21 protein-coding genes, 1 pseudogene and 1 other annotated feature are annotated in these 23,304 nt (G+C 49.8%); of the genes and pseudogenes, 18 read left to right on the top strand and 4 right to left on the bottom strand.

Annotated features, from left to right (window positions below):
* Positions 1 to 76 precede the first annotated feature (76 nt).
* From PM3016_RS18645 to PM3016_RS18605, 10 genes and pseudogenes are all read left to right on the top strand, one after another.
* On the top strand, positions 77 to 1,783 hold the full coding sequence (locus PM3016_RS18645; protein WP_238540559.1) for a sensor histidine kinase: 1,707 nt from the start codon (positions 77 to 79) through the stop codon (positions 1,781 to 1,783).
* Entirely contained in the window at positions 1,776 to 3,380 is a 1,605-nt protein-coding gene (locus PM3016_RS18640; protein WP_014370503.1) for a response regulator transcription factor, read from the top strand. Before PM3016_RS18645 ends, PM3016_RS18640 begins: the two co-directional genes overlap by 8 nt.
* Before the next feature lie 22 nt (positions 3,381 to 3,402).
* Positions 3,403 to 3,588 carry a hypothetical protein gene (locus PM3016_RS39830; protein WP_238540558.1) on the top strand — a complete coding sequence of 62 codons (186 nt, stop codon included), beginning with the start codon at positions 3,403 to 3,405 and terminating at the stop codon, positions 3,586 to 3,588.
* A 29-nt stretch (positions 3,589 to 3,617) separates the two neighbouring features.
* Positions 3,618 to 5,267: a sugar-binding protein gene (locus PM3016_RS18635; protein WP_238540557.1), complete on the top strand. Its 1,650-nt coding sequence runs from the start codon at positions 3,618 to 3,620 to the stop codon at positions 5,265 to 5,267.
* A 326-nt stretch (positions 5,268 to 5,593) separates the two neighbouring features.
* Positions 5,594 to 6,823 carry a serine hydrolase domain-containing protein gene (locus tag PM3016_RS18630; RefSeq protein WP_041619172.1) on the top strand — a complete coding sequence of 410 codons (1,230 nt, stop codon included), beginning with the start codon at positions 5,594 to 5,596 and terminating at the stop codon, positions 6,821 to 6,823.
* A gap of 39 nt (positions 6,824 to 6,862) precedes the next feature.
* Positions 6,863 to 7,356 (top strand): annotated as a pseudogene (locus tag PM3016_RS18625) (SDR family oxidoreductase); the annotation flags it as partial.
* Positions 7,357 to 7,712: 356 nt separating this feature from the next.
* Complete coding sequence (locus PM3016_RS18620) at positions 7,713 to 8,840, top strand: acyl-CoA dehydrogenase family protein (protein WP_014370500.1); 1,128 nt, start codon at positions 7,713 to 7,715, stop codon at positions 8,838 to 8,840.
* Positions 8,841 to 8,862: 22 nt separating this feature from the next.
* A complete protein-coding gene (locus PM3016_RS18615; protein ID WP_014370499.1) occupies positions 8,863 to 9,681 on the top strand; it encodes a phosphate/phosphite/phosphonate ABC transporter substrate-binding protein in 819 nt (272 codons plus the stop codon).
* A gap of 77 nt (positions 9,682 to 9,758) precedes the next feature.
* Positions 9,759 to 10,952 (top strand): cobalamin-independent methionine synthase II family protein, encoded by a 1,194-nt coding sequence (locus tag PM3016_RS18610; protein WP_014370498.1) that lies wholly within the window; start codon positions 9,759 to 9,761, stop codon positions 10,950 to 10,952.
* Entirely contained in the window at positions 10,936 to 11,424 is a 489-nt protein-coding gene (locus PM3016_RS18605; RefSeq protein ID WP_013918019.1) for an OsmC family protein, read from the top strand. The genes PM3016_RS18610 and PM3016_RS18605 overlap by 17 nt, the downstream gene beginning before the upstream one ends.
* Positions 11,425 to 11,469: 45 nt before the next feature.
* Here the strand turns inward: PM3016_RS18605 and PM3016_RS18600 are convergent, their stop codons facing one another.
* Entirely contained in the window at positions 11,470 to 12,327 is an 858-nt protein-coding gene (locus PM3016_RS18600; protein ID WP_238540556.1) for a selenium metabolism-associated LysR family transcriptional regulator, read from the bottom strand.
* A 209-nt stretch (positions 12,328 to 12,536) separates the two neighbouring features.
* Between PM3016_RS18600 and PM3016_RS18595 the strand changes: the two genes are divergently transcribed.
* Positions 12,537 to 12,983, top strand: a complete 447-nt coding sequence (locus tag PM3016_RS18595) for a VOC family protein (RefSeq protein ID WP_013918017.1) — start codon at positions 12,537 to 12,539, stop codon at positions 12,981 to 12,983.
* Positions 12,984 to 13,000: 17 nt separating this feature from the next.
* On the opposite strand, the gene PM3016_RS18590 is transcribed toward PM3016_RS18595, so the two are convergent.
* The 3 genes from PM3016_RS18590 to PM3016_RS18580 all read right to left on the bottom strand — a co-directional run bounded on the left by PM3016_RS18590 (position 13,001) and on the right by PM3016_RS18580 (position 15,257).
* Positions 13,001 to 13,942 (bottom strand): helix-turn-helix transcriptional regulator, encoded by a 942-nt coding sequence (locus PM3016_RS18590; RefSeq protein ID WP_014370496.1) that lies wholly within the window; start codon positions 13,940 to 13,942, stop codon positions 13,001 to 13,003.
* Between the two features lie 355 nt (positions 13,943 to 14,297).
* Complete coding sequence (locus tag PM3016_RS18585) at positions 14,298 to 14,540, bottom strand: hypothetical protein (RefSeq protein WP_014370495.1); 243 nt, start codon at positions 14,538 to 14,540, stop codon at positions 14,298 to 14,300.
* Between the two features lie 84 nt (positions 14,541 to 14,624).
* Entirely contained in the window at positions 14,625 to 15,257 is a 633-nt protein-coding gene (locus PM3016_RS18580; protein WP_014370494.1) for an HNH endonuclease family protein, read from the bottom strand.
* A gap of 437 nt (positions 15,258 to 15,694) precedes the next feature.
* On the opposite strand from PM3016_RS18580, the gene PM3016_RS18575 reads away from it, so the two are divergent.
* The 7 genes from PM3016_RS18575 (at position 15,695) to pepV (ending at position 22,792) form a co-directional block, all read left to right on the top strand.
* Complete coding sequence (locus PM3016_RS18575; RefSeq protein ID WP_014370493.1) at positions 15,695 to 17,143, top strand: serine hydrolase domain-containing protein; 1,449 nt, start codon at positions 15,695 to 15,697, stop codon at positions 17,141 to 17,143.
* Positions 17,144 to 17,307: 164 nt separating this feature from the next.
* On the top strand, positions 17,308 to 17,682 hold the full coding sequence (locus PM3016_RS18570) for a YciI family protein (protein WP_014370492.1): 375 nt from the start codon (positions 17,308 to 17,310) through the stop codon (positions 17,680 to 17,682).
* 112 nt (positions 17,683 to 17,794) lie between these two features.
* Positions 17,795 to 18,346 carry an SMI1/KNR4 family protein gene (locus tag PM3016_RS18565; RefSeq protein WP_014370491.1) on the top strand — a complete coding sequence of 184 codons (552 nt, stop codon included), beginning with the start codon at positions 17,795 to 17,797 and terminating at the stop codon, positions 18,344 to 18,346.
* A gap of 290 nt (positions 18,347 to 18,636) precedes the next feature.
* Positions 18,637 to 18,873 (top strand) — a binding site (T-box leader).
* A 61-nt stretch (positions 18,874 to 18,934) separates the two neighbouring features.
* On the top strand, positions 18,935 to 19,318 hold the full coding sequence (locus PM3016_RS18560; protein ID WP_014370490.1) for a nuclear transport factor 2 family protein: 384 nt from the start codon (positions 18,935 to 18,937) through the stop codon (positions 19,316 to 19,318).
* A 296-nt stretch (positions 19,319 to 19,614) separates the two neighbouring features.
* A complete protein-coding gene (locus PM3016_RS18555) occupies positions 19,615 to 20,685 on the top strand; it encodes an ankyrin repeat domain-containing protein (RefSeq protein WP_014370489.1) in 1,071 nt (356 codons plus the stop codon).
* Positions 20,686 to 20,764: 79 nt separating this feature from the next.
* On the top strand, positions 20,765 to 21,163 hold the full coding sequence (locus PM3016_RS18550) for an Imm10 family immunity protein (protein WP_041619170.1): 399 nt from the start codon (positions 20,765 to 20,767) through the stop codon (positions 21,161 to 21,163).
* Positions 21,164 to 21,385: 222 nt separating this feature from the next.
* Complete coding sequence (pepV, locus tag PM3016_RS18545) at positions 21,386 to 22,792, top strand: dipeptidase PepV (RefSeq protein ID WP_014370488.1); 1,407 nt, start codon at positions 21,386 to 21,388, stop codon at positions 22,790 to 22,792.
* Positions 22,793 to 23,304 lie beyond the last annotated feature (512 nt).

The raw sequence follows: 23,304 nt of genomic DNA, 5'->3' as shown, positions 1-23,304 counted from the left end.
ATGGAGGAAAACTTCGGGGGCTGAGATGTTGTTCAATCATCAAGTCTTCTCACTGCGGAATACGATATTTCTCCGCTTGATCGTTACGTTTCTTCTCATTTTGCTGCCCGTGTTGTCGCTCGGCGTTTACCTGTATAACTGGCTGGTAGACACCGCACGCGAGGATATTTCGAAGACGGCGGGTTCACAGATCGAATTCTATTTGACCGATCTCGAGAATCAAATCGAACGCATGAAGCTGCTGCAATACAGTCTGCTCGAGGATGAGAATTTGAACGAATTGGCTTTGACGTGGCAGACGCTGGGTACGATCGATCGGATGGAGCATACCAATTCTCTCGTGAAGCGGTTGTTTACGATCCAAAACAGCAGCATGTATATCAAAAACGTAAGCGTACACATCGCAACGATCGGACGGTCGGTGTCCGCGTTGAACGGTGCGCTGCCGTTCGATGCAGAACGTTATTACGATATTCGCTCTGAATTCGGCCGAGGCTCTCAGGTCATCGAATGGAACGGGAGCTTATTTCTCAGCGCAGCCAAGCAAAGCGGAACGAGAGGCCGGGAACCGCTGTTCACGGTTGAGATCGAGCTGGACAATCAGAAATTGCAGGAGGCGCTCCATCAATTCGACACGTATGACGGCAGCGGGACCATGTTACTGCCCGGGCGCAGCGGGGTCGTGCTGACAAGCGGTACGGGGGCGGTCGCGGTAAGGGAATTCCCCTCGTTCTTGCGCCAGGCCGAAGAGGCCCCATTATCCGATTCGCAAACCGTTACCCTCTCGGGAGACAGGTACTATCTTGTTCGTGCCGACTCCCCGATGCTGGATTTTACCATGTATCGCTTCATTCCGGAATGGGTCGTTCAGGAGCCGAGGGACCGGTTTTATACCTGGGCATGGCTCTTCTCCATTCTAGCTCTGTCGATGATCGCCGTGTACGTGTTTTCTACATACAAGTTCATCCACAGGCCTCTGCTGACGCTCGTCAAGAGCTTCCGCCGGATGGAAAGCGGCGATTTGGATATTTTCCTGGCCCGTGGGCCGAAAGACGAGTTCGGATATCTGTATGATCGGTTCAACCAGATGGTGGCGAATTTACGTTCGCTGATTGATCAAGCTTATAAACAGAAAATCATGGCGCAGCGCGCCGAGCTGAAACAACTGCAATCCCAGATTAATCCGCACTTCTTGTATAACAGCTTCTTTATCCTGAACACCATGGCGAAAACAGGTGATGTGGAGCGGGTCGAACAATTTACCACACTGCTGGGAAGTTACTTTCAATTTGTGACGCGCAACGCTTCGGATGAAATTCCCTTGAAGCAAGAGATTCGCCATGCGCGCATGTACGCGGAAATTCAAGACCTTCGGTTCTCCCGAAGAATCGGGGTTCGCTTCGAACCGCTGCCGGAGGAGTTCGAAACGTTGATGGTCCCGAGACTGATCGTGCAGCCGATCATAGAGAATGCTTTTGAGCACAGCCTGGAGCGTAAAGTACAGGACGGCCTCATCATCGTACGCTTCGAGACGGACGAGGAGGAAGTTCGGGTTGTCGTAGAGGATAACGGTGACGAGCTTACGGAAGAAAAGCTGATCTTGATCTCGCATTCTTTACACGATCGGGACGACCAGGCGGAGACGACCGGCATGATTAACATACACCGCAGGGTCCGCATGACGTTCGGCAGAAACGGCGGCTTGCAGGTGTCCCGTAGTGTTCTTGGAGGTCTCCAGGCAACACTCCGTCTGCCGAGAAGAAGGGGAGAAGTGGATGTATAGGTTATTGATCGTCGACGACGAGCAAATTATCACAGACGGTCTGTTCGAAATTTTCAGCAATCTCGACCTCGAGCTGGATATTTATAAAGCGTACTCCGGGCAGGAAGCTCTGCAATGGCTGCAGCGGACCCGCTTCGATATCGTATTGTCCGACATTTCGATGCCGGGGATGGACGGTTTGGCGCTCATGGAGGTGATCCGGCAAAGCTGGCCGCGTTGTAAAGTGGTCTTTCTTACCGGTTTTAACGACTTCGAGTACGTGTACCAGGCCATCCAGCATCCGGGCGTGAAATATTTGCTGAAGAGCGAAGGTTACCCGAAGGTCATCGACGCGGTGAAAGAGTCAATCAAGGAAGTCGAGGACGAACTGCGGATCCTCGATCTTCTTCAGCAGTCCAGAACGCAATCCGATATGATCGAGACTTTGGCGCAAAGCAACTATTTCCGAAACTTCCTGTACGACGCTCCGGGAGACGAGACGGTAGGGGAAGACTTCCGAAGGCTGAACATTCGGCTGAATCCGGATGCGCCCGTGATCGTCGCACTAGGTTCCTTAACGCACTCGGGCGGGAAGTCATCGCGTGCTTACAGACAGGAGCGGGCGCTCGCCGTTAAGATGCTGTCCGATACTTTCTTAGCCGGGCAGGCTGCGAGCGTCGGGTTTATTGACCGGTACGACGACTTGGTTTGGCTTGTGCAGCCGTCATCTTCCCGGACTCACGAAGAGACCGTCCGTTTCCTGGAGGGAATGTTCGAGCTCATTCTGCAATCTTGCCTGGATTCATTGCAGATGACGGTGGCGGTGGCCCTCACGGGTGAGCCTGCGAAATGGGATCGAATACCTTCCGTATACGAGAAATTGAGAGAACAGCAGCATTACCGGGCGGGCGACGGGACGCGTATGATTCAGAGAGTGGATTTGTTCGCAGCCGATCTCTTTCCTGATCTTCGGGAACGCACTCCGCGGGATAAAGCCGAGGCATTAACGGTGCACTTGGAAAGCGGCAGGAAAGAGGAATTCCTTGAATTATTCGATGAGCTTGCAGAGCCGATCCGTACGGGAAGAGCCGGAGCCGCATACCTGACAGAGCTGTATTATACGATCGCACTGCTTCTGCTTTCGCATGTGAACCGTTGGGAGCTGCGTGAGAAGATCGGTGCGGACGGGCTCATGCAGGCGGAGCTCTATCCGACTTGGACCGAGCGTTTCATGCACTTGCGGGGTGCAGCGGCAGCGATCTTTTCGGCAAGGCAGCACGGAGAGCAGAACCGTGCGGCCGCTGCGATCGATCGAATCTGCGTATACATCGAAGAACACATCAGCGAGGATCTTTCCCTCGTTCGTTTGGCGGAAGTGATCCATTTTAACCCCTCGTATTTGTCCCGATTGTTTAAGCTGGAGCGGGGTATAAACTTATCCGAGTATATTGAGGAAACGAGACTGGCAGCGGCAAAAGAGATGCTGAGGAAAACCGAACTCAAAATTGCCGAAGTGGGAGCGAAGGTCGGGTATGAAGCGGCGCATTCCTTCACCCGCTTTTTTAAGAAATGGACCGGCTTAACGCCTCAAGATTATCGCGAAGGTGTACGTACTTGAAGAATGCGAGGAGGAGCTTACGATGAAACAAGGAAAGAGATTGTGTCTGCACCTCGGTATGATGAAGCTGGCTGCCGCAACACTATTGTTCACGTCTTCGCTGGGCGTGGGGCCTGACGTCACTGCAGCCGCAGCGGGCGGTGAGTCTGCATTAAAACACAATGGCACCCCTGCGAAACCGCCTATGGGTCCTGGAAAAGTCCTGTAGACAAGAATGGATTCGATCCCCAGGGAAGAATGGTTGCCTATTTTGGATCGCCGGTCATTGACGGTCAAGTGGATCATGACTGGAAGAAGGCGCCTGCGGTTGCCCCGAAGCACGGATCAGTCGATCCCGGCACTTCAGCGACGTTTAAAGCGTTATGGGATGATCGTGCGCTTTACATCCTGGCGGAAGTCAAAGATAAGCACCTGTCCGTACAATCCGGAACGCATTACATGCAAGACTCACTGGAAATATTCTTAGATGAGAACAATGACAAGACACAGGAATATCAGGTGGATGATTTACATATCCGCACAAACTATGAAAATGTACTGACGGTGGACAACGGAGATGCCGAGCAATATTATACCGCTGCGAAAAAAGTGGAAGGCGGATATGTAGTTGAGGCAAGAATTGCTCTCGAGGCCATACCTGAGAATGGAAAGGTGCTGGGCATCGAGCTGCAGATTAATGATGCCAAAGGACCGGAGCGAATCGGCAGCCTTAATTTGTTCGATTCATCTGGCAGCGCTTGGAATGATACGAGTAAATTCGGTGAAATTCTGCTTGCCGGCAGGACCAGGGGGGACGTCAGCGGACAGAATCCATATGATCTCCTCAATTTGATCAGGAGCTCGCTGAGACTGGATTTTACGCTTTATAAGAATTCAAATATCGTAAAGGATGCCCTGTTTAAAACAACTGAAGGCGCTTTCCTTACCGATAAAGTCACTCAAAGCCAGCTGGATGAACAATATGCTGCTTTAAAGGATGCGGTTGGTAAGCTGGAAATGACCGAAGAAGCGGCAAATGAGAAGTATTTCAAAGCCGTTCCGGATGCATACCGGATGGAGAGTAATAAACCGGGAACGATTGAAAGCCTGTCGTACAAAACACCTAATTTGACCCAGGGTACAGATGAGAAGAAACTGAACGTTTATCTTCCGAATGGTTATGATGCCTCCGATCCGAGCAAGAAATATAATGTGCTTTATCTGATGCATGGCGGCGGCGAGAATGAGAACCTGATCTTTGGCGGACCCGGCCAGAGCAAAGAATTAAAGAAAATCCTCGACCATATGATTGAAAACGGTGACATTGAACCGCTTATTGTTGTAACGCCTTCCTTCTATGGCGGCAAAAATGAGCCCGCTTACTTCCACGAGGAACTAATCAAAGACATTATTCCGTTAGTGGAAACCAAGTATCATACCTATGCCCAATCCGCAAGCTTGGAGGATATCAAAGCATCCAGAGCCCATCGGGCATTTGGCGGGTTCTCCATGGGATCCGTCACGACGTGGTACACTTTTGTCCATTGCTTAGAGTATATCAAGTATTATGTGCCGTTAAGCGGTGACAGCTGGGTAATGGGCCAAGCTGGCGGCGGCAGCAAGCCAGTGGAAACCGCGGAGTATCTTGCGGGTGCTGCAAGAGAGTCCGGTTATACGCCGCAGGATTACTACATTTTCAGTGCCACAGGCAACTTGGATATCGCGTATCCGAATATGAAGCCTCAGATCGATGCGATGAAACAAGTAACGGACACCTTCATCTATTCATCCGATAGGAATAAAGGAAATTTCTACTTCATCGTAGCCGATGGCGGCACACATGCCTGGAATTGGGTGAACCAGTATATTTACGATATCCTGCCGGATTTATTTATAAACGAAGAGTAACCGGACAGAAGGGGCTGACTCACCTGCGGAGTCTCCCTCTACCGGTTCGTCGAGCCTGACACCGGCTGCCTGATGATAAACCGTTTGTTTGATGAATGCCTTAGCCTTAGATAAGACCCGGGCCGTAATGGCCGGGTCTTATTGCGCTGCGTTTTTGATGGTATCTGCATGTGTTTTTTTAGATAATGTATTATGTTTCAAATACTACCTTGACTGTCACAGTATTATGATTTATCCTACAAGTATGGAGGTTGATTGAAGGAGTGAGAACCCTATCCATTGGGCTGATAAAAAAGTAAAGTGAGGGAAACCAAATGAAAAAGATAATGGGACAAAGCAATAGAGGCTTCTCCGAAACTGGGCTGCACAGAATGCGCGACGTGCTGGAACGGCATGTCGCGTCCGGGAAGATCCCTGGGCTCGTCGTCCTGGTCAGCCGGTACGGCGAGACGCACGTCGAAGCGCTCGGCACGATGCGTCACGACGGAGGCGCGCCTATGTGCCGGGACACGATCTTCCGGATGGCATCCACTTCCAAGATGGTGGGGGCCGCATCGGTAATGGTCCTGCTCGATGAGTGCAGGCTGCATCTGGACGATCCAGCAGCCAAATGGCTGCCCGAGCTTGCCGACCGGCAGGTGCTGAAACGACCCGACGGCCCGCTGGACGAGACCGTGCCGGCTAGGCGGCCGATCACCGTGCGGGACCTGTTAACCTCTACGTTCGGGCTCGGCATGGATATGACGTTGATGGGCTCCCCGATCCAGAACGCGATCTTCGAGGCGGGGATATACGACACGCCGCAAGAAGTGCTGCCCGAGCCGGATGAGTGGATGCGCCGCCTGGGTACACTCCCACTGAGCTACCAGCCCGGAGAGCGGTGGCAGTACCACCTGAGCAACGAAGTGCTCGGCGTGCTCGTTGCCAGGGTCACGGGTCAGACATTCGAGACGTTCCTGCGCGAACGCATCCTTGATCCGCTGGGGATGAAGGACACCGGCTTCTACGTGCCCGCCAACAAGATTGACCGGCTGCCACCCGCCTATATCCCCGATCCGCAGACCGGAGAGTTCAACGTGTGGGACGAGGCCGCAGGCGGACGCTACACCCAACCTCCGGCGTTCCAAGCCGGAGGAGGTGGGCTGCTCTCAACCGTCGACGACTATCACGCGTTCTTACGGATGCTGCTGAACCAAGGGATGCACGGGACCGAGAGGATATTATCCCGGCCCGCCGTCCAGCTGATGACCACCAACCGCCTCACGCCCGAACAACAAGCATTCCGGGACGACTTGGCAAAAAACTACGTTCATTTGTCGCATGGCCAAGGGCAGCACGGCGGTTGGGGCTTCGGGATGGCGGTACGCACCTACCGCGGCGACTACGCTTCCATCGGTCAGTTCGGCTGGGACGGCGGAAGCGGCACCTCGGCGTACGCCGACCCGGACAAACAGCTCACTGGTATCCTGCTCACCCAGGTCGGGATGTCCACCTCGGATTCGGCGCATCTGATCCAAGACTTCTGGACCATGGTCTATCAGGCCATCGAAGACTAGCACCCGGCACACGTGCAATACCGAGTGGCACTCATTTAAGTGAATAACCCAGGGATCATCCGCCGGGCGGACGCCATCGATTTTACCGAAAAAGACTGGGACGATGTGCTGAACATCAACCTCAAGACCGTATTCTTTTTAGTCAGGCAGCGGCAAGGCAGTATATGAAGCAGGGAACCGGAGGCAAAATCATCAACGTGGCCTCCATGCTTTCCTTCCAGGGAGGAATCCGCGTTCCTTCTTATACGGCGAGCAAAAGCGGCGTTATGGGCATTACGCGCTTAATGGCCAACGAGTGGGCGAAGCACGGAATTAATGCCAACGCCATTGCCCCGGGGTATATGGCGACGAACAATACGGCGCCGATCCGGGCGGATGAGGCCAGGAACCGCTCCATTCAAGAACGGATCCCGGCGGACCGCTGGGGTACACCGGAGGATCTGGCCGGTCCGGTCGTATTCCTGGCATCGCAGGCGTCCAACTACGTCAACGGGCATACGCTGGCGGTGGATGGCGGGTGGCTTGCCCGCTGACGTGCCGTGCTTCGAAAGTCGGGTAACCTGGTATTGACCCAAATAGCGGTGGCCTGGGCGGTTGCCCTGATCGCCGCTCTCCTGAATAACGTACAAATACAAACGAAGGAGCATGCCGCAGCAGCTCCTTTTTTCGCATTTTGACTGGTGGACCCGTTAAGCCGATATGTCCGCTGCGTTTATTCCATTCTGTTATAAGTACCATGAAAAACTATCATTTGACAGTAAGCTTATGATATATTTGTTTAGATGGTTCTTGTCGATACGTAGTTGTGAAGCCGCAGGCAGACGCCTTTTCCGGCTTATTCCGATCTGTGTACGGCAAATAATAATTCTAGCGAACGGAAGGGAACGTTATGAATCACGTTTATCAAGAAGGCAGGGATTTTGCAAAGGCCTACATTGCACCTTACACAGATCTGACAGACAGGGAGTCAAGATTTCCTCAGGAATCTTTTAGGGAGCTGGGTGAACAAGGCTTTCTAAAACTCCTAATTCCAGAAGAATACGGCGGATTAGGCAAGGGACTTGAGGAGCATGCCCAGGCTTGTCTGGCATTCGCGGAGACCTGCTCCACTACGGCGCTTTGCTATATGATGCATAATGTTGCAGTGATGTGCTTGGTCACTCATGGAAGCGGCGACCTGAAGAAGAAGATCTTCACGGACATTATCGAAAACGGAAAGTTCTTGGCTTTGGCGTACAGTGAATTCGGGTCGGGCACCCACTTTTACATAACGGAAATGACGGCTGAGGTTGACGGGGAATACACAACGTTTAACGGAAAGAAGAGCATGGTGACGTCCGCCTCCTATGCGTCCTACTATCTTGTTCTTGCGCCATCGATTGAGGAAGGAAAGATCAACAACTGGGTGTTCCCGTTGGAATCCAAGGGTTTATCTTTTGAATTGTCAGAATGGCAGGGCCTAGGGATGAGAGGCAATTCGTCATGTCCCATGCATATCGATCATGTAACGCTGGATTCATCCCACCGCATCGGAGCGGAAGGCTCGGGGCAGGAGCAGGTATTCAATGTAGTCGCTCCATTCTTCATCACAGGGCTGGGTGCGATCTACAGCGGTACGGCCTTGCATATGTACGAGATCGCCGCCGGCCATGCTGCGAACCGGAAATATCCGGATGGAAGTACCTTGTCCAATATTGAAACCATCCAAGTTCATATAGGCAATATTTACAAGCAGGCATCTGCCGCCAAAGCAATCACGATGGAAGCGGCCAGAGCAGGTGCCAACGGGGAAGCTGATGCCCTTGCCAAGATTTTGTCGGCCCGAATCTTTGCCTCGGAAGCCGCCATCGAGTGCGGAAGGCTTGCCATGAGAGTCGGCGGGGGGAAAGCTTACAATAAGGCACTACCGCTCGAAAGGCTGTTGAGAGACGCCTATGCGGGTCAAATTATGGCTCCAAGTGCGGACGTTCTGTCTGTTTGGCTTGGAAAAGCATTAACGGGTCAGATGATTCCATAATGAAACAAGGGAGTGAGCTCAGTTGAGTAACGAGAAAATAAAAGTCGGGGCGGTTATTTATGATCCGCGGGTTACCGTGATCTGGGGGATCATCGCTGATTTTTTCAAAGAAGAAGGGCTGGAAATCGAATGTGTCTTCTATAAGGATTATGAGGGACAGGTTGACGGCTTGATGAACCGGGAAATCGACATCGCCTGGAATTCCCCTTTGGCCTGGCTGGATACGTATATAAGAACCGATGGGACATGCCAGATGGGTTCTATGAGAGATACGGACAGAGACAGAAAGACGGTCTTCGTTGTCCGGAAAGACAGCGGCATTACCAATCTCGATGGGCTGAGGGGCAAGACGATCGGCTTTGGAGCTGTAGATTCGCCCCAAGCAAGGTTGATTCCAATCAACCACCTGCATAAGAATGGACTTGAGTATGGTGCGGACTATGTGGAGAAAAGGTTTGATATCGGCGTTGGTCTCCATGGAGACCATGTTGGAGGAGAACTGGATGCCATGAGAGCCTTAATGGCGGGAGAGGTTGACGCCTCTGTAACGCTGGACTTGAACTGGGAAGCTTGGAAGAAGGATGGCACCATGGATGAGAATCAGTTGACATGCATCGATACGACGGCGTCGTTTGACCACTGCATTTTCACAGCGCATCCTGATTTCTCGACAGAAAGGTTCGTGGAATGGCAGAAGGTGCTTCATCGAATGGACTATACCAATGAAGCCCATCAGAAAATGATGGATATGGAAGGCCTGAAGGAATGGGTTGAAGGCAGAATCACCGGATTCCAGCAGCTGCGCGAAGCCAATGATTATCTGAAGTTTTTGAATAAGTAACCCTTGAAAAAGAGAAGCGTGGATGTTTCCGCTACTTCTCTTTTCACTATTTCTATTCACTTTGGGAGAGCAAAGTCATGAGAAAGCAGTTACCGTTATTTCCTACTTCCTTAATCGGAAGCATGCCGAGATCCAAAGCGCTGCTAAGCGCCCTACGAATGATGAGAAGAGGAATGATTGAATCCAGCGACTTCAACCAGCTGATTGAAGCGGAAACTCTCAAAGTCGTCAAGCTGCAGGAGGATCTGGGGATTGATATCATCACAAGCGGCGAGCTGGGACGGGATAATTATGTGTCCTTCGTTTCCGATAAAATCGGCGGCGTTCAAATGATGAGCATGAGTGAAATGCTCGATTATATGGATGACAAAAAGGCGTTCGAGGACATGCTGACCGCACTTGATGTTCCGGCCGTGAGCATAAAAAATGCGATTTGTGTGGGTAAGCTGCAGTACAACGGGGGTATTGTCGCCGATGAGCTGTTGAACCTGAAGAAGTTCACCGACAAACCCGTCAAGATCACATTACCGGGCCCCTATCTGCTCACCCGGTCGATGTGGCTTCCTAATCTCTCCGGCAAGGTATATGGGAGCAAGGAAGAGCTGGGGCAAGATGTGATAAGGATCTTGAAGGAAGAGATAGACAACCTTGTAAGCATTGGGGTTGATGTGATTCAATTCGATGAACCGGTACTAACCGAGGTAGTGTTCACAGAGGGAAAGCCAAGGTCATTTATGTGCGCGGCTCTCTCCGAGAGGAAGGATCCGAAAGAGGAGCTTGAATTTGCCGGTTCCTTGATTGGACAGATCATGGAGCATATCGACCGGACCAAGACGGTCGCCTCTCTGCATGTCTGCAGAGGCAACTGGAGCAAGAATGAAAGTACATTATTGACCGGACCCTATACACCGCTGCTTGAGTTATTGGCCAAGGTGAATCCGGACCTGCTGACCCTTGAATTCTCGACGCCAAGGGCAGGGGAGCTGAACTCCTTATTGGCCGATCCTAGGATTGTAGAGCATACGGCGCTTGGTTTGGGCGTAATCAATCCGCGTACGGATGAAATTGAGACTGTTGACCCCATCGTCTCTAGAGTGGAAGAGGCCATGACCTATCTTCCAATGGGGCGATTATGGCTGAATCCGGACTGCGGCTTTGCTACCTTCTCCAACAGCCCTGTCAATGTGCTTGAGACGATTTCCGGCAAAATACGTTCGTTAACGGAAGCGGCTTCCATCCTAAGGAGCAAATATCATGAAGCGGGCAAATAATGAAGCAACCCCCTTATATGAGTCCAAAATGTTCGATATCCAGTTTAGAGGAACATCGAATGATCTCTCCTCTGTGAAGATCTATACGAATAAAAACAGTTTTCAGATCGAAAACCAAATCAGTTTTGATTCGGAATACAAACCCATCAGCAGTCTTGAATACTTCGCCGGATCCGTGTTAAGCAGCATCCTCTTGTCACTTTTGGAGCAGTCGAAAAAAAGGGGCTCACTTATTGAAGAAATTGAGGGAGTTTTACACCTTTCTCTGGAAAACCCTTTATCGATGATTGGTGTAAAAGGGTACGATGAAGAACCGTTTATCCGAAAAATGACAGTGACTGTTTTTTTATATGTTGATCTTGAGGACAAGGCTTTTGATGATTTTTGCTTGAATGCGCTTGCCAAGTCCCCGATTTACAATACCCTAAAACGATCAACGGAGCTTGAGGTCCTATTTAAAAAGCTTTTATGAGACGAAGTCCCGGTCGGCCAGGGTAAGCTTGAAACGCTGCCGTGGTCAGACTGGGGCTGTTGCCAATTGCACGAAGGCCTTAATAAGGGCTTGGCTGGATGAATCGCGCATAAATACGAGGTAAAATTGCCGCTCGGCCGGCAATTCATACACGACCTTAATGCGCCCCTGCTGAATCAGGCTTTCAACATCAAGACGGGAGACGACGGCAAGTCCCATTCCGGCTTCGACCAACTGGATGATCAGGCCGGTATCGCTAACCTCTGCGGCGCATTTCACTCTGTCCGGCATCACCCCCATGGCGGACACGGCTTGCTCGAAGGCGGTTCGCGTGCCGGAGCCGGCTTCCCGGAGAATGAACGGACAGTCTTGTAAATCCCGGTCCGACCATTCGGGCCGGTTGGAGATGACAACCAGCTTATCTGCTGCCATAGGAATGTAATGAGCTTCGGGATGCTCGGGTTTGGTCCCCACGTAGGCAATATCCGTCGAACCCCGATAGAGCGAATCCAGTACATGCTGCGAATCCGCAACGTTGACGGACAGCTCCACATGCGGGTAGGTGGAGTTAACCTGCATCAGGAGCTTCGGCAGCAGATGTTTGGAAGGGATGGTGCTGGCACCGATGCGCAGAAGGCCCGACAGCTGGCTGCTTACAGTGTGGCAGGCATCCGAAAGCTTGTTCCATATCGCAAGGATATTCTTCCCGCTTAAATATACTTCTCGTCCGGCCTCGGTCAGCTTGATCCCATTGTCTTCCCGCCGCAATAAAGTAACGCCGAGGTTCGCCTGCAGGCGCCCAATTTGCTTGCTGACGCCCGGCTGGCTGATATTCATCGCCTCGGCCGCGGCCGAATAGCTTCCCAAATCGCACACCTTTATGAAGGTCTCCAAATATTTCATGTCCAACCCAATCACCTGCTTAAGCATCTTTTTTACGAATCATACCTCATACGAAATAACTTTGCCAAGGAATGCGTAATTCGCGGGCTCACGATAACAGAGCTAACATAAAAGTTTATGACGAGATCTGTCACGATTAGGGGATACAATAAAGTTCGAGCCCGGCACAGCAGTCCGAGCTAAACTAAACATGAAGGAGCTGCTCTATCGTGACATTTCAAGTTACACCTTTTATCATGCTGAACGGAAATGCCAGGGAAGCGATTCAATTTTACGAATCCGCGCTGGAGGCCAGAGTTGTATTTATGCAAACGTTCGGTGAAGGACCCGAGGATCCGTCATACCCGCTGCCGGCACACGCCAAAGATTGGGTAGCACACGCTGTTTTGAAAATCGGGGAGGCGGAATTGTTTGTTGCGGATTCGATTTCGGACAAGCCGAATGAGACCGGTAATCGCCTGCAGATCTGCATTACAACCCCCGATACCGAAACATCGGCCCGCTTCTATGATGCTCTCCTGGAGGGCGGCCAAGTGGTCATGCCTTTGCAAGAAGTGTACTTCAGTCCAGCTTTAGGCATCGTAACGGACCGGTTTGGCATAACGATTCAAATCTTTACCCCAAGAGACGAAGCGAGGGACGGGACGGTGCAATAAGCAAGACCATCCCGTCTTCACCCCTGATATTTCTTCAGCAGCTCGATCAGCCTTCTGCGGATTGATTCTTTCAATTCCGCCGGTTCGGTCAGCTTGACTTCGTCTCCCAGCGAAATGAAAAAATCGGTATAAAATGGGATGTCGCCCCGGTTGACGTCCGTATCAATCGTCCCAGTCCCGTCCTCACGCACATGGAGCATGGGGGAGAGCCAGAGCTCGGCTTCGCAGCGCTGGGTACCGATGCGGGTCAGCTCGGCTCTCAACCTTACGGCATCCACCGGTGACTCTGCCTCGTGCCGGGACAGGCGAATATGGCTCAGTTTAAGCGGCTCGGTCGGATCGTCCGCCGCATCGCGGATCCGGTCGCAGCGGAATAGACGGTAGCCCTGGCGCAGAAAGCAATATGCCGTACAGTACCAGAAGCCGTTGTGCGCATACAGGAAAACCGGCTGTATTCGACGGCTGGTCGTGCCTTCCTCCTTCGATTCGTATAAGACCGCAAGCACCTTCTGCTTTACGGCGGCATCCAGCAAGGCGGCCAGGAACAGGGCATCGGACCGGCGCGCCGGCGTTATAAAATCGACCCGCTCTTTCATGCCATCGATCCGGTCCCGAACGTCACCCGGCATGTGCAGATAAAATTTGCTCAAGGCCGAGGCAGATTCCGCATCGAACGGCAGCGAGGAATAGTGGCGAAGTGCATGCACGGCAAAAAACATGGCAGCGGCCTCCCCCTCCGTGAAAGCAATCGGCGGCAGCACCCGTTCCCTCACCACCTGATACCCTCCGTGCGGCCCCACCTCCGAATACAGCGGCACACCAAGCTCACTCAGTTCCTGCAAATCCCGCAGGATCGTCCGCGTGGAGACGCCAAATTCGTCTGCCAGTTCTTGAACCTTGAACCTCCGTTTACGGTTGACCGTCATCATGAGCTCCATGAGCCTTTTCGATTTCGGCATCGCTGCTCTCCCTTCTGATTGGCCCGGGTAGTCCTTTCGAAAAAGGCAGATTCGTAGCATTTCGTTCCCCACCTAACTCCTCTCCGTTTAGAAGTAAATGGACCTATATGAATTATTCGCCAGATGAGCGAGACGAACCTGCACGACCGGCTCGTTCCGGACATCGATGCCGGCTTGGAAGGGGGGACGCTGGGTTGAAAACTGCGTGCGTTCTGCCGTAAAAAAGGGATGCTCTCCAGATTAGGTGTCGGAGAGCATCCCTTTTTAAGTGGAGTAAATGTATCTAGCACAGACAAACGTGCCAGGCGCACGGCAGAACGCTTGTTAAGTTACCGGACCGGCGGGTCAGTCTGTCTCAAGGGCGCTCTAGTACGGTGACGAGCATGCGGTGGACGACTTCGTGGTCACGCGGATCGTGCAGGCGATAGTGCTCACCTGGCAGCGTATACCACTCCTCGGCGCCGACATACGTGATGGCGAGCGTGAGGGCACCCTCGTCATCGCAGGTCGTACGCAGTTCGAGTTCCCCGCTGATCACGCCGACCTCAACGGTCATCACACCGTGGGTTGCGATGAAGATTGACGACTTCTCTTCCATTCAGGTGACTCCCTTCTCGGTTATGATGGCTGCGCTGCAAGTGTACTGCCAACGGTTGGCAAACCTTGCAGACGCACTACGGACTCAGTAGGAGCAAGTGTTGAGCATGCTTTGCAAAGCGGTCTTCTCCGACGACTGCAGGTGCAAGCCCCAGCGGTATTTGGTATTGATCCACCACTTCGCATACGCACAGTGGGCGCCGGAACGCGTCGGCTTCCAAGTCGATGGATCCTGGTCACCCTTGGCCCGGTTGGAGCTGGCGGTCACCGCGATCAGCTGCGGGCCGCCCAGGTCGTTGGCGAAGTTCTGACGCTTTTCAGTGGTCCAGCTGCTAGCACCGGAACGCCATGCCTCGGCCAGCGGCACAATATGATCGATGTCAATTTCAGAGGGTGAGTACACGGTAATGCCGTCGTAGTAGCTGTACCACTTGCCGGACGTGACGGGGCAGCTCCCGCTGTAGTAGTCGGCGTCTCGCTTGAGCACCACCTGGCGGGTATCGCAGCCACCGCCTTGACTGGTCCAGTGCGGGAACTTGTCGCGCGAGTAGCCAGTCATGGTGCTTTCGGACTTCACAGTCAGGGAGTTCAGCTGGGATTGGGCGGTGGACTTGGATGGTGTTCCCGGCGGAAGCGCCGAGGCCGTAGGCGTGCCATAAAAACCAGCAGACAGCGACAGAACCAACGCAAAAACAAACAACCTTGATTTCTTCACCATGGAAAGGAAATACCCCCCAAATCATGATAATAATTCCGTGAAGATCGTAACATCTCGCTAGAATTTCGTACAAGTTAATAGTTTGTAAACGGTATCAGGTATGGAGTCAATACTCCGAACAATGAGGGCCTAGAATATGTCATTCAATTGGGTATTTTAGGATGAGATGGACGGAACAAAGTTACTGCATAGATCCTCTGTCGCGTTTCGATGCATGTGTATCAATGACTCGGTCTGTATGTGGTATCTCTGTCCATGCGTCCTTTGCATAGTCAGAATCCGACAACAATAATGAATTGAACAGCTAAAGTGCGCATGAAAGATTAACTTTTTTGTGTTTTTATGCCCCATAATAAAGTGACCATCTCCACATCAGTGGATTGGATGTATACGGGATTATTGGTCGGAAGAATTGCTCAAAGAGGGGATTGGTTCGGTTGGATCAAGGTCAAAAGCAGTGGGAGCGAATCTCGGCCGGGCAGGCCGGGATTTCATCGGGAGCGGTATTGGACTTTGTAGAGAAGGCGGAGGAACTGGGGATACCGCTGCACAGTTTCATGCTTGTTCGGAGCGGAAGAATTGCGGCTGAGGGCTACTACAGTCCCTTTCAAGCGAACGACTTGCACCCTATTTTTTCTGTAAGCAAAAGCGTGACATCCGCCGCAATAGGTATTGCTATGGGCGAGGGGCTGCTGAAGTTAACGGACCGTGTGGTAGATTTTTTCCCTGAGAAACTGGAACGAGAAGTACATGCCTATACGTCGATGATGACCGTCGAGCACCTGCTGCTCATGGCTACGGTTCATCCGAGGTCCACAGACACGAGGGTGGAGGACTGGGTTCGATGCTTTCTCAATACGCCTCCTTCCAAGCTGCCGGGTACAAGCTTCGCTTATGATACGACCGGGACCCATACGTTGTGTGCGATTTTGCAAAAGGTGACAGGCATGTCGGTTCTTGACTATGTTCGGCCCCGGCTGTTCGAACCGCTCGGTATGGGGGAATTGTGGTGGGAGAGCTGCCCGTCTGGCATCAACAAGGGAGGCAGCGGCCTCCGCTGCACGACAGATGCATTAGCCAGATTTGGCCAGCTTTATCTTCAGGATGGAATCTGGAACGGTGTCCGCATTTTGCCCGAAGGTTGGGTGAAACGCAGCACCGGCAGCCGGATCGGCACCTATGGCACCCGGATGATGCTGGACGGGAAGTTAGGTTACGGCTATCAGTTCTGGAGGATTCGTAACAACGGCTATTGCGCCTTCGGCATGGGGGGCCAGCTGGTCATCGTTCTTCCGGATCAGGAGCTGGTGTTCGTAACCACCGCGAATACACTTGAGTACAGGGATGGGCAAGCACGTATATTCGATTGCTTCTGGTCAACTATCTATGCGTCGTTAAGAGAGAACGAAACGATTCAGCAGGCTCCGGATCCGGAAGGGGAAACAGCGCTGCAGAGCCGACTTTCCTCTTTGAAGCTATTCATGCCGGAAGGAGAGGCGCATTCCCGCTTATCCCGGAATATTACAGGCCGGAGCTGGATCTTGGACCCAAATCCATACGGTTATGAAGCGTGTCAATTTGAATTGGAGGGAGCAGAGCCGGGGCTTCTTTTTTACAAAAACGGTGAACCTACGGAGCTTCGGTTCGGATTGGGCGTTTGGCTTCCTGGGTCGGAACCTTTTATGGATATAGGAGCAGCATCCTACGGGGCCGCAGTTTGGACGAACGAACATACACTAGTGATCATTGTTCACGTCTTTGATCCCCTTCAAATGTTCACAATCCACTGCAGGTTTCTGGAAGAAAGCCGATTAAGTATACAGCTTGTTCCAGCTGGAGTACAACTGAACGATCATGAAGGATATCTAACCGGCCACCTGATCTAGACTCGGCTCCGTTAATGAAATAGCAAACAAGACTTCCAGAACAGCGCAATCGAAAAGAAATTATAGGTCTCCTTAAAGGATATATTTAGGACAGCAAGTTCACGGATCTCAGAGGAAGCCGCTAATGAAATTCAGAGTGACTCAACAATAAGGAGGAAGATTGGATGCTATTTATGATGATTGTCAAAGCCTCGAAGAATTCGGAAGCCGGAAAGCTCCCGAGCTCTGAGCTCATTGAAGCCATGACGAAGTACAATGAGGAATTAGTAAAGGTAGGCGTGCGGGTTGCGGCTAAAGGACTTCACCCAAGTTCAAATGGGATTCGCCTCTCTTATCCGAAACCAGGGGAAAAGCCGGTGGTGACGCATGGCCCTTTTACGGAATCAAAAGAATTGATTGCCGGGTTTATTCTGATTGATGTAAAGTCGAGGGAAGAAGCCATCGAGTGGGCCATGCGGATGCCGGACCCGCAAGGAAATGGGGAGGGGCAGATTGAATTGCGTCAAGTATTTGAGGCTCCGGAGCTGACGGAGGAGTAATAAGTGGATTATGATTCGGCTTTGTCAAAAAAGGAGCGCCTCCGTATGATGGATTTGTCCACAACACCATCAAGGAGTCGCTCCTTTAACGTAATGCTTTAGGAGGACTAAGATGAAACAAGGAGAAGTAATATACAAGACAATCTGTTCCCTTAAAGAAAGGCTGCACGAGGGGAACGGATTACTAGATATACAGTTACAAGAAGGTTACAGAGCAAAGACCACTTGTAAATTTAACATCCCTGCCTTAGCAGAAGATTTATTAAGTTTTCAAAAAGGCTTAGGGTACAAGCTCCCCGAAGATTATTATAATTTCCTCACAATATGTAATGGATGTTCTTTATTTGATCATCCTCAATATGGCGGTGAAGCCTATTTATATCCCTGGCAAGATATAGCCCAGTTTACATATGAGGAACCAGACGAAGGATATTTGAAAATCGCATATATTTATCAGGATAATATCGTGATTAATTTAAATGCATATAACGAAGGAAACAATAATTACTTAATGGTTAAAGGGCATACGGAACACTTTCATGAGGCACGCCCCTTAATGATGAACTTTGAATTGTGGTTTGACAGATTCATCATGAGTCAAGGTGAGAAGTTTTGGAATTGGCCCTTATATAATGCAGAGAACTACTACCGACTTAGAGGATAAACGGATATAAAGTTGTGTTGTTTATTGGAGTTTTTACAATGATAGATGCAGGAAGAGCTATTCATTGAACAAACGAGGAACGATATACAATAACCGGGGAGCAGAACGCCGCGTGAACTGCACCGCTAACTCGACGATAACTTTAGCTGGAATAAGACACCACGGTAGCCTTCTTAGCCGGTAGCCTTTTTCCGTCGACGTAACTGGCAATTCAATTGACAACCCCATTTTGTAATCAGTTATTGACTCATTCATGTTAGCGGGTTAAAATGGAAGAAATTTCATACAATACAAATGCTTTGATGGAGAAAAGTAATTCAATGCCTTCTTACAGGGAGGGAACGCCGAAGACTGAGAGCGTTTCTGGGGATAAGGATTGAATGAAGTTCACTCCGGAGCAGTCCCTTGAAACCAATTTTTGGTGAGTAGAGGTGTACCGGTTTTTTACCGTTATTTGTTTAAGTGAGAGCATTTCTTTTATCGGAATGTTCTAATATAGGGTGGTACCGCGGCTCCTCGTCCCTTTCGGACGAGGAGCTATTTGTATTTTCATTAAGGCCATCTCCACATATGGAAAGGAGCTCCATTATGATTAACGATAAAGCCAAGGAAATCATCGAAAGTTACATTAAGGCTTATAACTCGTTTGATACTGAAAGCATGCTAAAGCTCCTGCATCAGGAAGTTGTATTCAAAAATTTTGCAAATGGAGAACTGAATTCTGAGACTAAAGGAATAAATGAATTCAGAGAAATAGCAGAAAAATCTGCACAGTTATTCTCTAGTCGATGTCAGACCGTTACTAACTATGGTTACTATGAAGACAGAATAGAAGTCTGGATTAATTACGAGGCCGTATTAGCTCATGATTTGCCTAACGGATTAAAGGTGGGGGATAAATTACAACTAAAGGGAAGGTCCGTATTTGCAATATATGAAGATAAGTTAATCCTTATTGAAGATTATAGTTGAGGGGTGCTCTAGGACAAGATCTTAAATGTAAGCCCCTATCCATTCCTCGCTTTTTGCCCACAACCGTTCGGCATTGGGCATCACCGAGACAGCCCGGATGCCGATTGCGGTGCCGCTTATCGAATTCCGCTGCGAAGAGAGTAGGGGCGGTTTTCGATCGGCCATAGGCGACGGGTCAGCTGCAGAAGGCGGGGGAACACTTCGGCAGAGCAAGAGAGCACAAGAACATATATTTATGAAGGGCCGCATAAGCTGCGGCTTCTTCTTTTATGGGTATTGCCCAAAAGGGGGAGCTTATGAAAGACTTTCTAGAAGAAGTACAAAAATATTTGAAGGAAGGTGATTACAGTAAGTTCATGGATACGCTGGAAAAATACAAATATCCCCCAGGCTCTGTGTTACCGTTTCAGGTGTTGGGGAAAGCACTTGAATATAACCGAATAAGTTGGGCTTCCGATATTCTAGACAGCTACAGCATTGATAGTATAAATGATAGAGAAGAACCCGTAATCACCACGGCCGCTCGATATGGGAACAGGGCGATTTTCGAAAAACTCTTAACACATGGAGCAGATCTCCATGCGCTGAATCATGTAAAAACATCCGCTCTCTGGAGAGCCCTTGCTTTTAAAAATTATAAAGGTGTTCGTGCTTTAATTGAGCTGGGCTTCGATTTGAAATCAAATGGCGGGGCTGCTCTTCGAACTGCATCTGGGGATGGTAAATTCGAAATGGTCCGTTTGTTCGTCGAGCATGGAGCGGATGTCAATTTCAATGGGCCGGATCAGGTCTTTCCGTACTGTACAACTCCTGTACAAATGGCTGCGAATGGAAATCACTTTGAAATCGTTACATATTTGGTGGAGCATGGCGCGGACGTGACGATTAAGGATAAGTACGGGAATCGTGCGTTTCTGGAGGCGAAACGGCATAAAAATACAGAAATGATGGAGTATATTAAGCAGTTTGAACCGTCTATTTGGCATGAAGCGGATAAACGGGCGGCAGAACTCAAGAAAATGGGGTTACCATCTGACATTATTAAGTGGCTTGGAACAGAAAATCGTCGCTTGGACCTTCCTGAGGCATGTCCCGCACAATACATCGTGTTCGAAACGATATTTGACGTTAAGCCTATAGAGTGGCAGGGCAGGGTTTTTCTGGACTTAACGAAAGATGTTGAGGGCTATAACAGCACCGGCTTTGTTATTTGGATCCCTGATCAAAAATGTTTAGGGAGCTTTGATGTCGAGCATGAAGAACTGTACACTTATGGAGGCATGAAGTGGAATAAATTCATTAAAAAACTACCGTTTATTGTAGATATCGTATTGGACGGTCTTCCGGTCGACGAACTTTTTAAATAATGTTATACAAGGTACAGTGAACGATCTGGGAACGATAGTTCAAGGCCATCGTAAATTTAGCGGAAGATGAGGGATACCCTTGTTCATTCAATACGCCCAATTTATATATTCGAATGTGGATGAAGACGCAGAGGTTGTACTAGTTGGTTTGGCCGATCAAGAAGTTGAAACAAAAGAATATATACTTCTTCAGAGATCCACAGTGAGCGATGACCAAGACAAGGCTCTAGGGCTTGATAAAGTGCATATCACCATAAATGGAGAAGAGTGTTCAGGCTACTGCGATATCAAAGAAATCATTTTACGCAGTGACTCAGTAGAGATCATCCTTGATGACTCAACAGTCAAAGTACTCGGAGTACCAAATCATGTTGCAATTAGGTTCAATGCTGCTGTAGATCAACTTCATGCAATAAAAAATCATCTTGAACTTATGTTTCAAAATGAGCCTGGAACACTAAAGTGTATTGATATTTAGCATATGCGCTATTGAACTACCGGGAGATGATAGCTGAATAAAGACAGCCGGCTAAAATGATCGGATGTCTTTACCTCACAGGCCATAGTAACCGTGCCGGAACACGGATACATCCCATACAGTGACACCGAACTGTTCCTTAAACAGCTTGATAAGATAACCTGTGAGGGAAGCGATTTTGAATGATAAAATCAATATAATTGAGAAGGGAGTTGGGATGTAATGGAAATCAATTGGCTGGCAGAAGTGGAAAAAAGAAAAGGTGATCTTTTAAAGGACTTGGAAGGCTTATTGCGTATTGCGAGTGTTAAGGATTTAACAACGAGTACTCCCGAATATCCAATGGGGGAAAAGATTGGCGAAGCATTGGATTATGTTTTGGCATTAGCCCAGAATGAGGGGTTTACAACTAAAAACTTAGACGGCTTTGCCGGGTTTGCTGAATGGGGAGAGTCTGAAGAATATATTGGGGTACTTGCCCATGTCGACGTGGTTCCAGCTCCCGGAGAGTGGACAACGCCACCTTATGAGCCAACTGTTCGAGAAGGAAAGCTCTATGCCCGCGGTGCCATTGATGATAAAGGACCGGGAATGGCTGCATTTTATGCGTTGAAGATATTGAAGGACCTTGGCCTTCCTTTAAAAAGGAAGATCCGTATGATCTATGGCACAGATGAGGAAAGTGGTATGGGCTGTGTGAAACATTATCTTGACGTAGAGCCCGAGCCAACTTACGGTTTTTCTCCTGATGATGTATTTCCGATGGTGTATGCCGAAAAAGGGCAAATTAATGTGAAACTGACTTTAAGTGGCAGTGAAGAAGAACAACACGGAACTATTTTAGTTAACTTTTCCTCAGGTGACAGGGGAAACATGGTACCTGGACAAGCCGCTGCTGAAATGAAAACGAATCAACCTGAGGAACTTATGAATCGTTTTAAAACCTATTGTAAGGAACAGGCGCTGCACGGTGAGGTCAGCAAGTCCGATGAAACGATTACTTTAACCCTTTACGGTACAACCGTGCATGGTATGGAACCCCAAAATGGAGTGAATGCCGGACTGGAGTGCCTGCATTTCTTAAACACATTAAGTTTTGCGGGTAGGGACCAATCATTCATCACATTTGCCGATAACTGCCTATATAGAGATCCTTTTGGGGAAAAGCTGGGAATCCAATACAGTGAAGATGTGCTCGGACCTTTAACGGTCAATGCCGGCATTTTCAAATACAATCATGCAGATGGCGGTACCATTCAGTTGAACATTCGCGTTCCCTTAAATAATGATACCCAACATACCATTGAAATGATCACGAAAAAAGCGGAGACCTGCCATTTTACAATCGCCGATGCACAGCAGTTCCCTACACATTATATCCCTGCCGATCAACCTATGATTAAAACATTGCAGTCGGCTTATCAATCGATTACAGGGGATGAACCCACACTTGTAACATCGGGCGGGGCGACGTATGCGACGTTAATGAAAAATGCGGTGGCTTACGGTGCGCTTTTCCCTGGCAAGGTAGATAGCTCTCACCAAATTGATGAATTTATAGAAATCGATGATTTAATCAAAGCGACAGCCATCTACGCCAAAGCATTATATGATTTAAGCCACTTATAAAATCAACAAAAAATAGGATAGTTTGCAGCCGGTATTGAACCGGCTGTTTTTTGTTCATTTAGGAATGCGCCGTTGGAACAGAGCCTCATCAGTAAGAAAATACAAGGTTATTCCACGAATTTTCTGATCGTGCTTGTGGCAGCAGTCTTGTCGGTGTACAAACCAAAAGGTATGACCAGGTATGGATGGCGTAAGCAGCTGGAATACAAAAGCAGCACCGAGCCTTATACAACACCACGCTGGATAAAAGTGGTTGGATCCGCAGTCATCGTTTTGCTCCTGTTAATCGCTGCTTTGATCCTATTCAAGTAGGAAAGTGAGGACAGGCATAGGGAAAGATCCTCTGGTATGCGTGAAGTTTGAATGCTACTATGAATATAATGGAGAAGTGCATTGGGGAAGGCGTTCCGTTTAGTGCAGTTCGGTCTTAGTTATAAGGATGGTGGAGACCCGGAGGTTCCCCCGCAATTTGCTTGCAGGTTATGAGAGGCGAGATGCACAGACTAGGATCC

Source organism: Paenibacillus mucilaginosus 3016 (assembly GCF_000250655.1).
Taxonomy (GTDB): Bacteria; Bacillota; Bacilli; order Paenibacillales; family NBRC-103111; genus Paenibacillus_G; species Paenibacillus_G mucilaginosus.
Note: the sequence above shows the minus strand (reverse complement) of the source record. Positions and strands in the feature narration are given on the sequence as shown.

Coding starts and splice junctions, on each gene's coding strand:
- PM3016_RS18580 (WP_014370494.1), bottom strand. CDS start 15,257: ATGGTGAAGAAATCAAGGTTGTTTGTTTTTGCGTTGGTTCTGTCGCTG.
- PM3016_RS18610 (WP_014370498.1), top strand. CDS start 9,759: ATGAGAAAGCAGTTACCGTTATTTCCTACTTCCTTAATCGGAAGCATG.
- PM3016_RS39830 (WP_238540558.1), top strand. CDS start 3,403: ATGAAACAAGGAAAGAGATTGTGTCTGCACCTCGGTATGATGAAGCTG.
- PM3016_RS18600 (WP_238540556.1), bottom strand. CDS start 12,327: ATGAAATATTTGGAGACCTTCATAAAGGTGTGCGATTTGGGAAGCTAT.
- PM3016_RS18640 (WP_014370503.1), top strand. CDS start 1,776: ATGTATAGGTTATTGATCGTCGACGACGAGCAAATTATCACAGACGGT.
- PM3016_RS18620 (WP_014370500.1), top strand. CDS start 7,713: ATGAATCACGTTTATCAAGAAGGCAGGGATTTTGCAAAGGCCTACATT.
- pepV (WP_014370488.1), top strand. CDS start 21,386: ATGGAAATCAATTGGCTGGCAGAAGTGGAAAAAAGAAAAGGTGATCTT.
- PM3016_RS18560 (WP_014370490.1), top strand. CDS start 18,935: ATGATTAACGATAAAGCCAAGGAAATCATCGAAAGTTACATTAAGGCT.
- PM3016_RS18635 (WP_238540557.1), top strand. CDS start 3,618: ATGGTTGCCTATTTTGGATCGCCGGTCATTGACGGTCAAGTGGATCAT.
- PM3016_RS18630 (WP_041619172.1), top strand. CDS start 5,594: ATGGGACAAAGCAATAGAGGCTTCTCCGAAACTGGGCTGCACAGAATG.
- PM3016_RS18605 (WP_013918019.1), top strand. CDS start 10,936: ATGAAGCGGGCAAATAATGAAGCAACCCCCTTATATGAGTCCAAAATG.
- PM3016_RS18570 (WP_014370492.1), top strand. CDS start 17,308: ATGCTATTTATGATGATTGTCAAAGCCTCGAAGAATTCGGAAGCCGGA.
- PM3016_RS18590 (WP_014370496.1), bottom strand. CDS start 13,942: ATGCCGAAATCGAAAAGGCTCATGGAGCTCATGATGACGGTCAACCGT.
- PM3016_RS18585 (WP_014370495.1), bottom strand. CDS start 14,540: ATGGAAGAGAAGTCGTCAATCTTCATCGCAACCCACGGTGTGATGACC.
- PM3016_RS18555 (WP_014370489.1), top strand. CDS start 19,615: ATGAAAGACTTTCTAGAAGAAGTACAAAAATATTTGAAGGAAGGTGAT.
- PM3016_RS18565 (WP_014370491.1), top strand. CDS start 17,795: ATGAAACAAGGAGAAGTAATATACAAGACAATCTGTTCCCTTAAAGAA.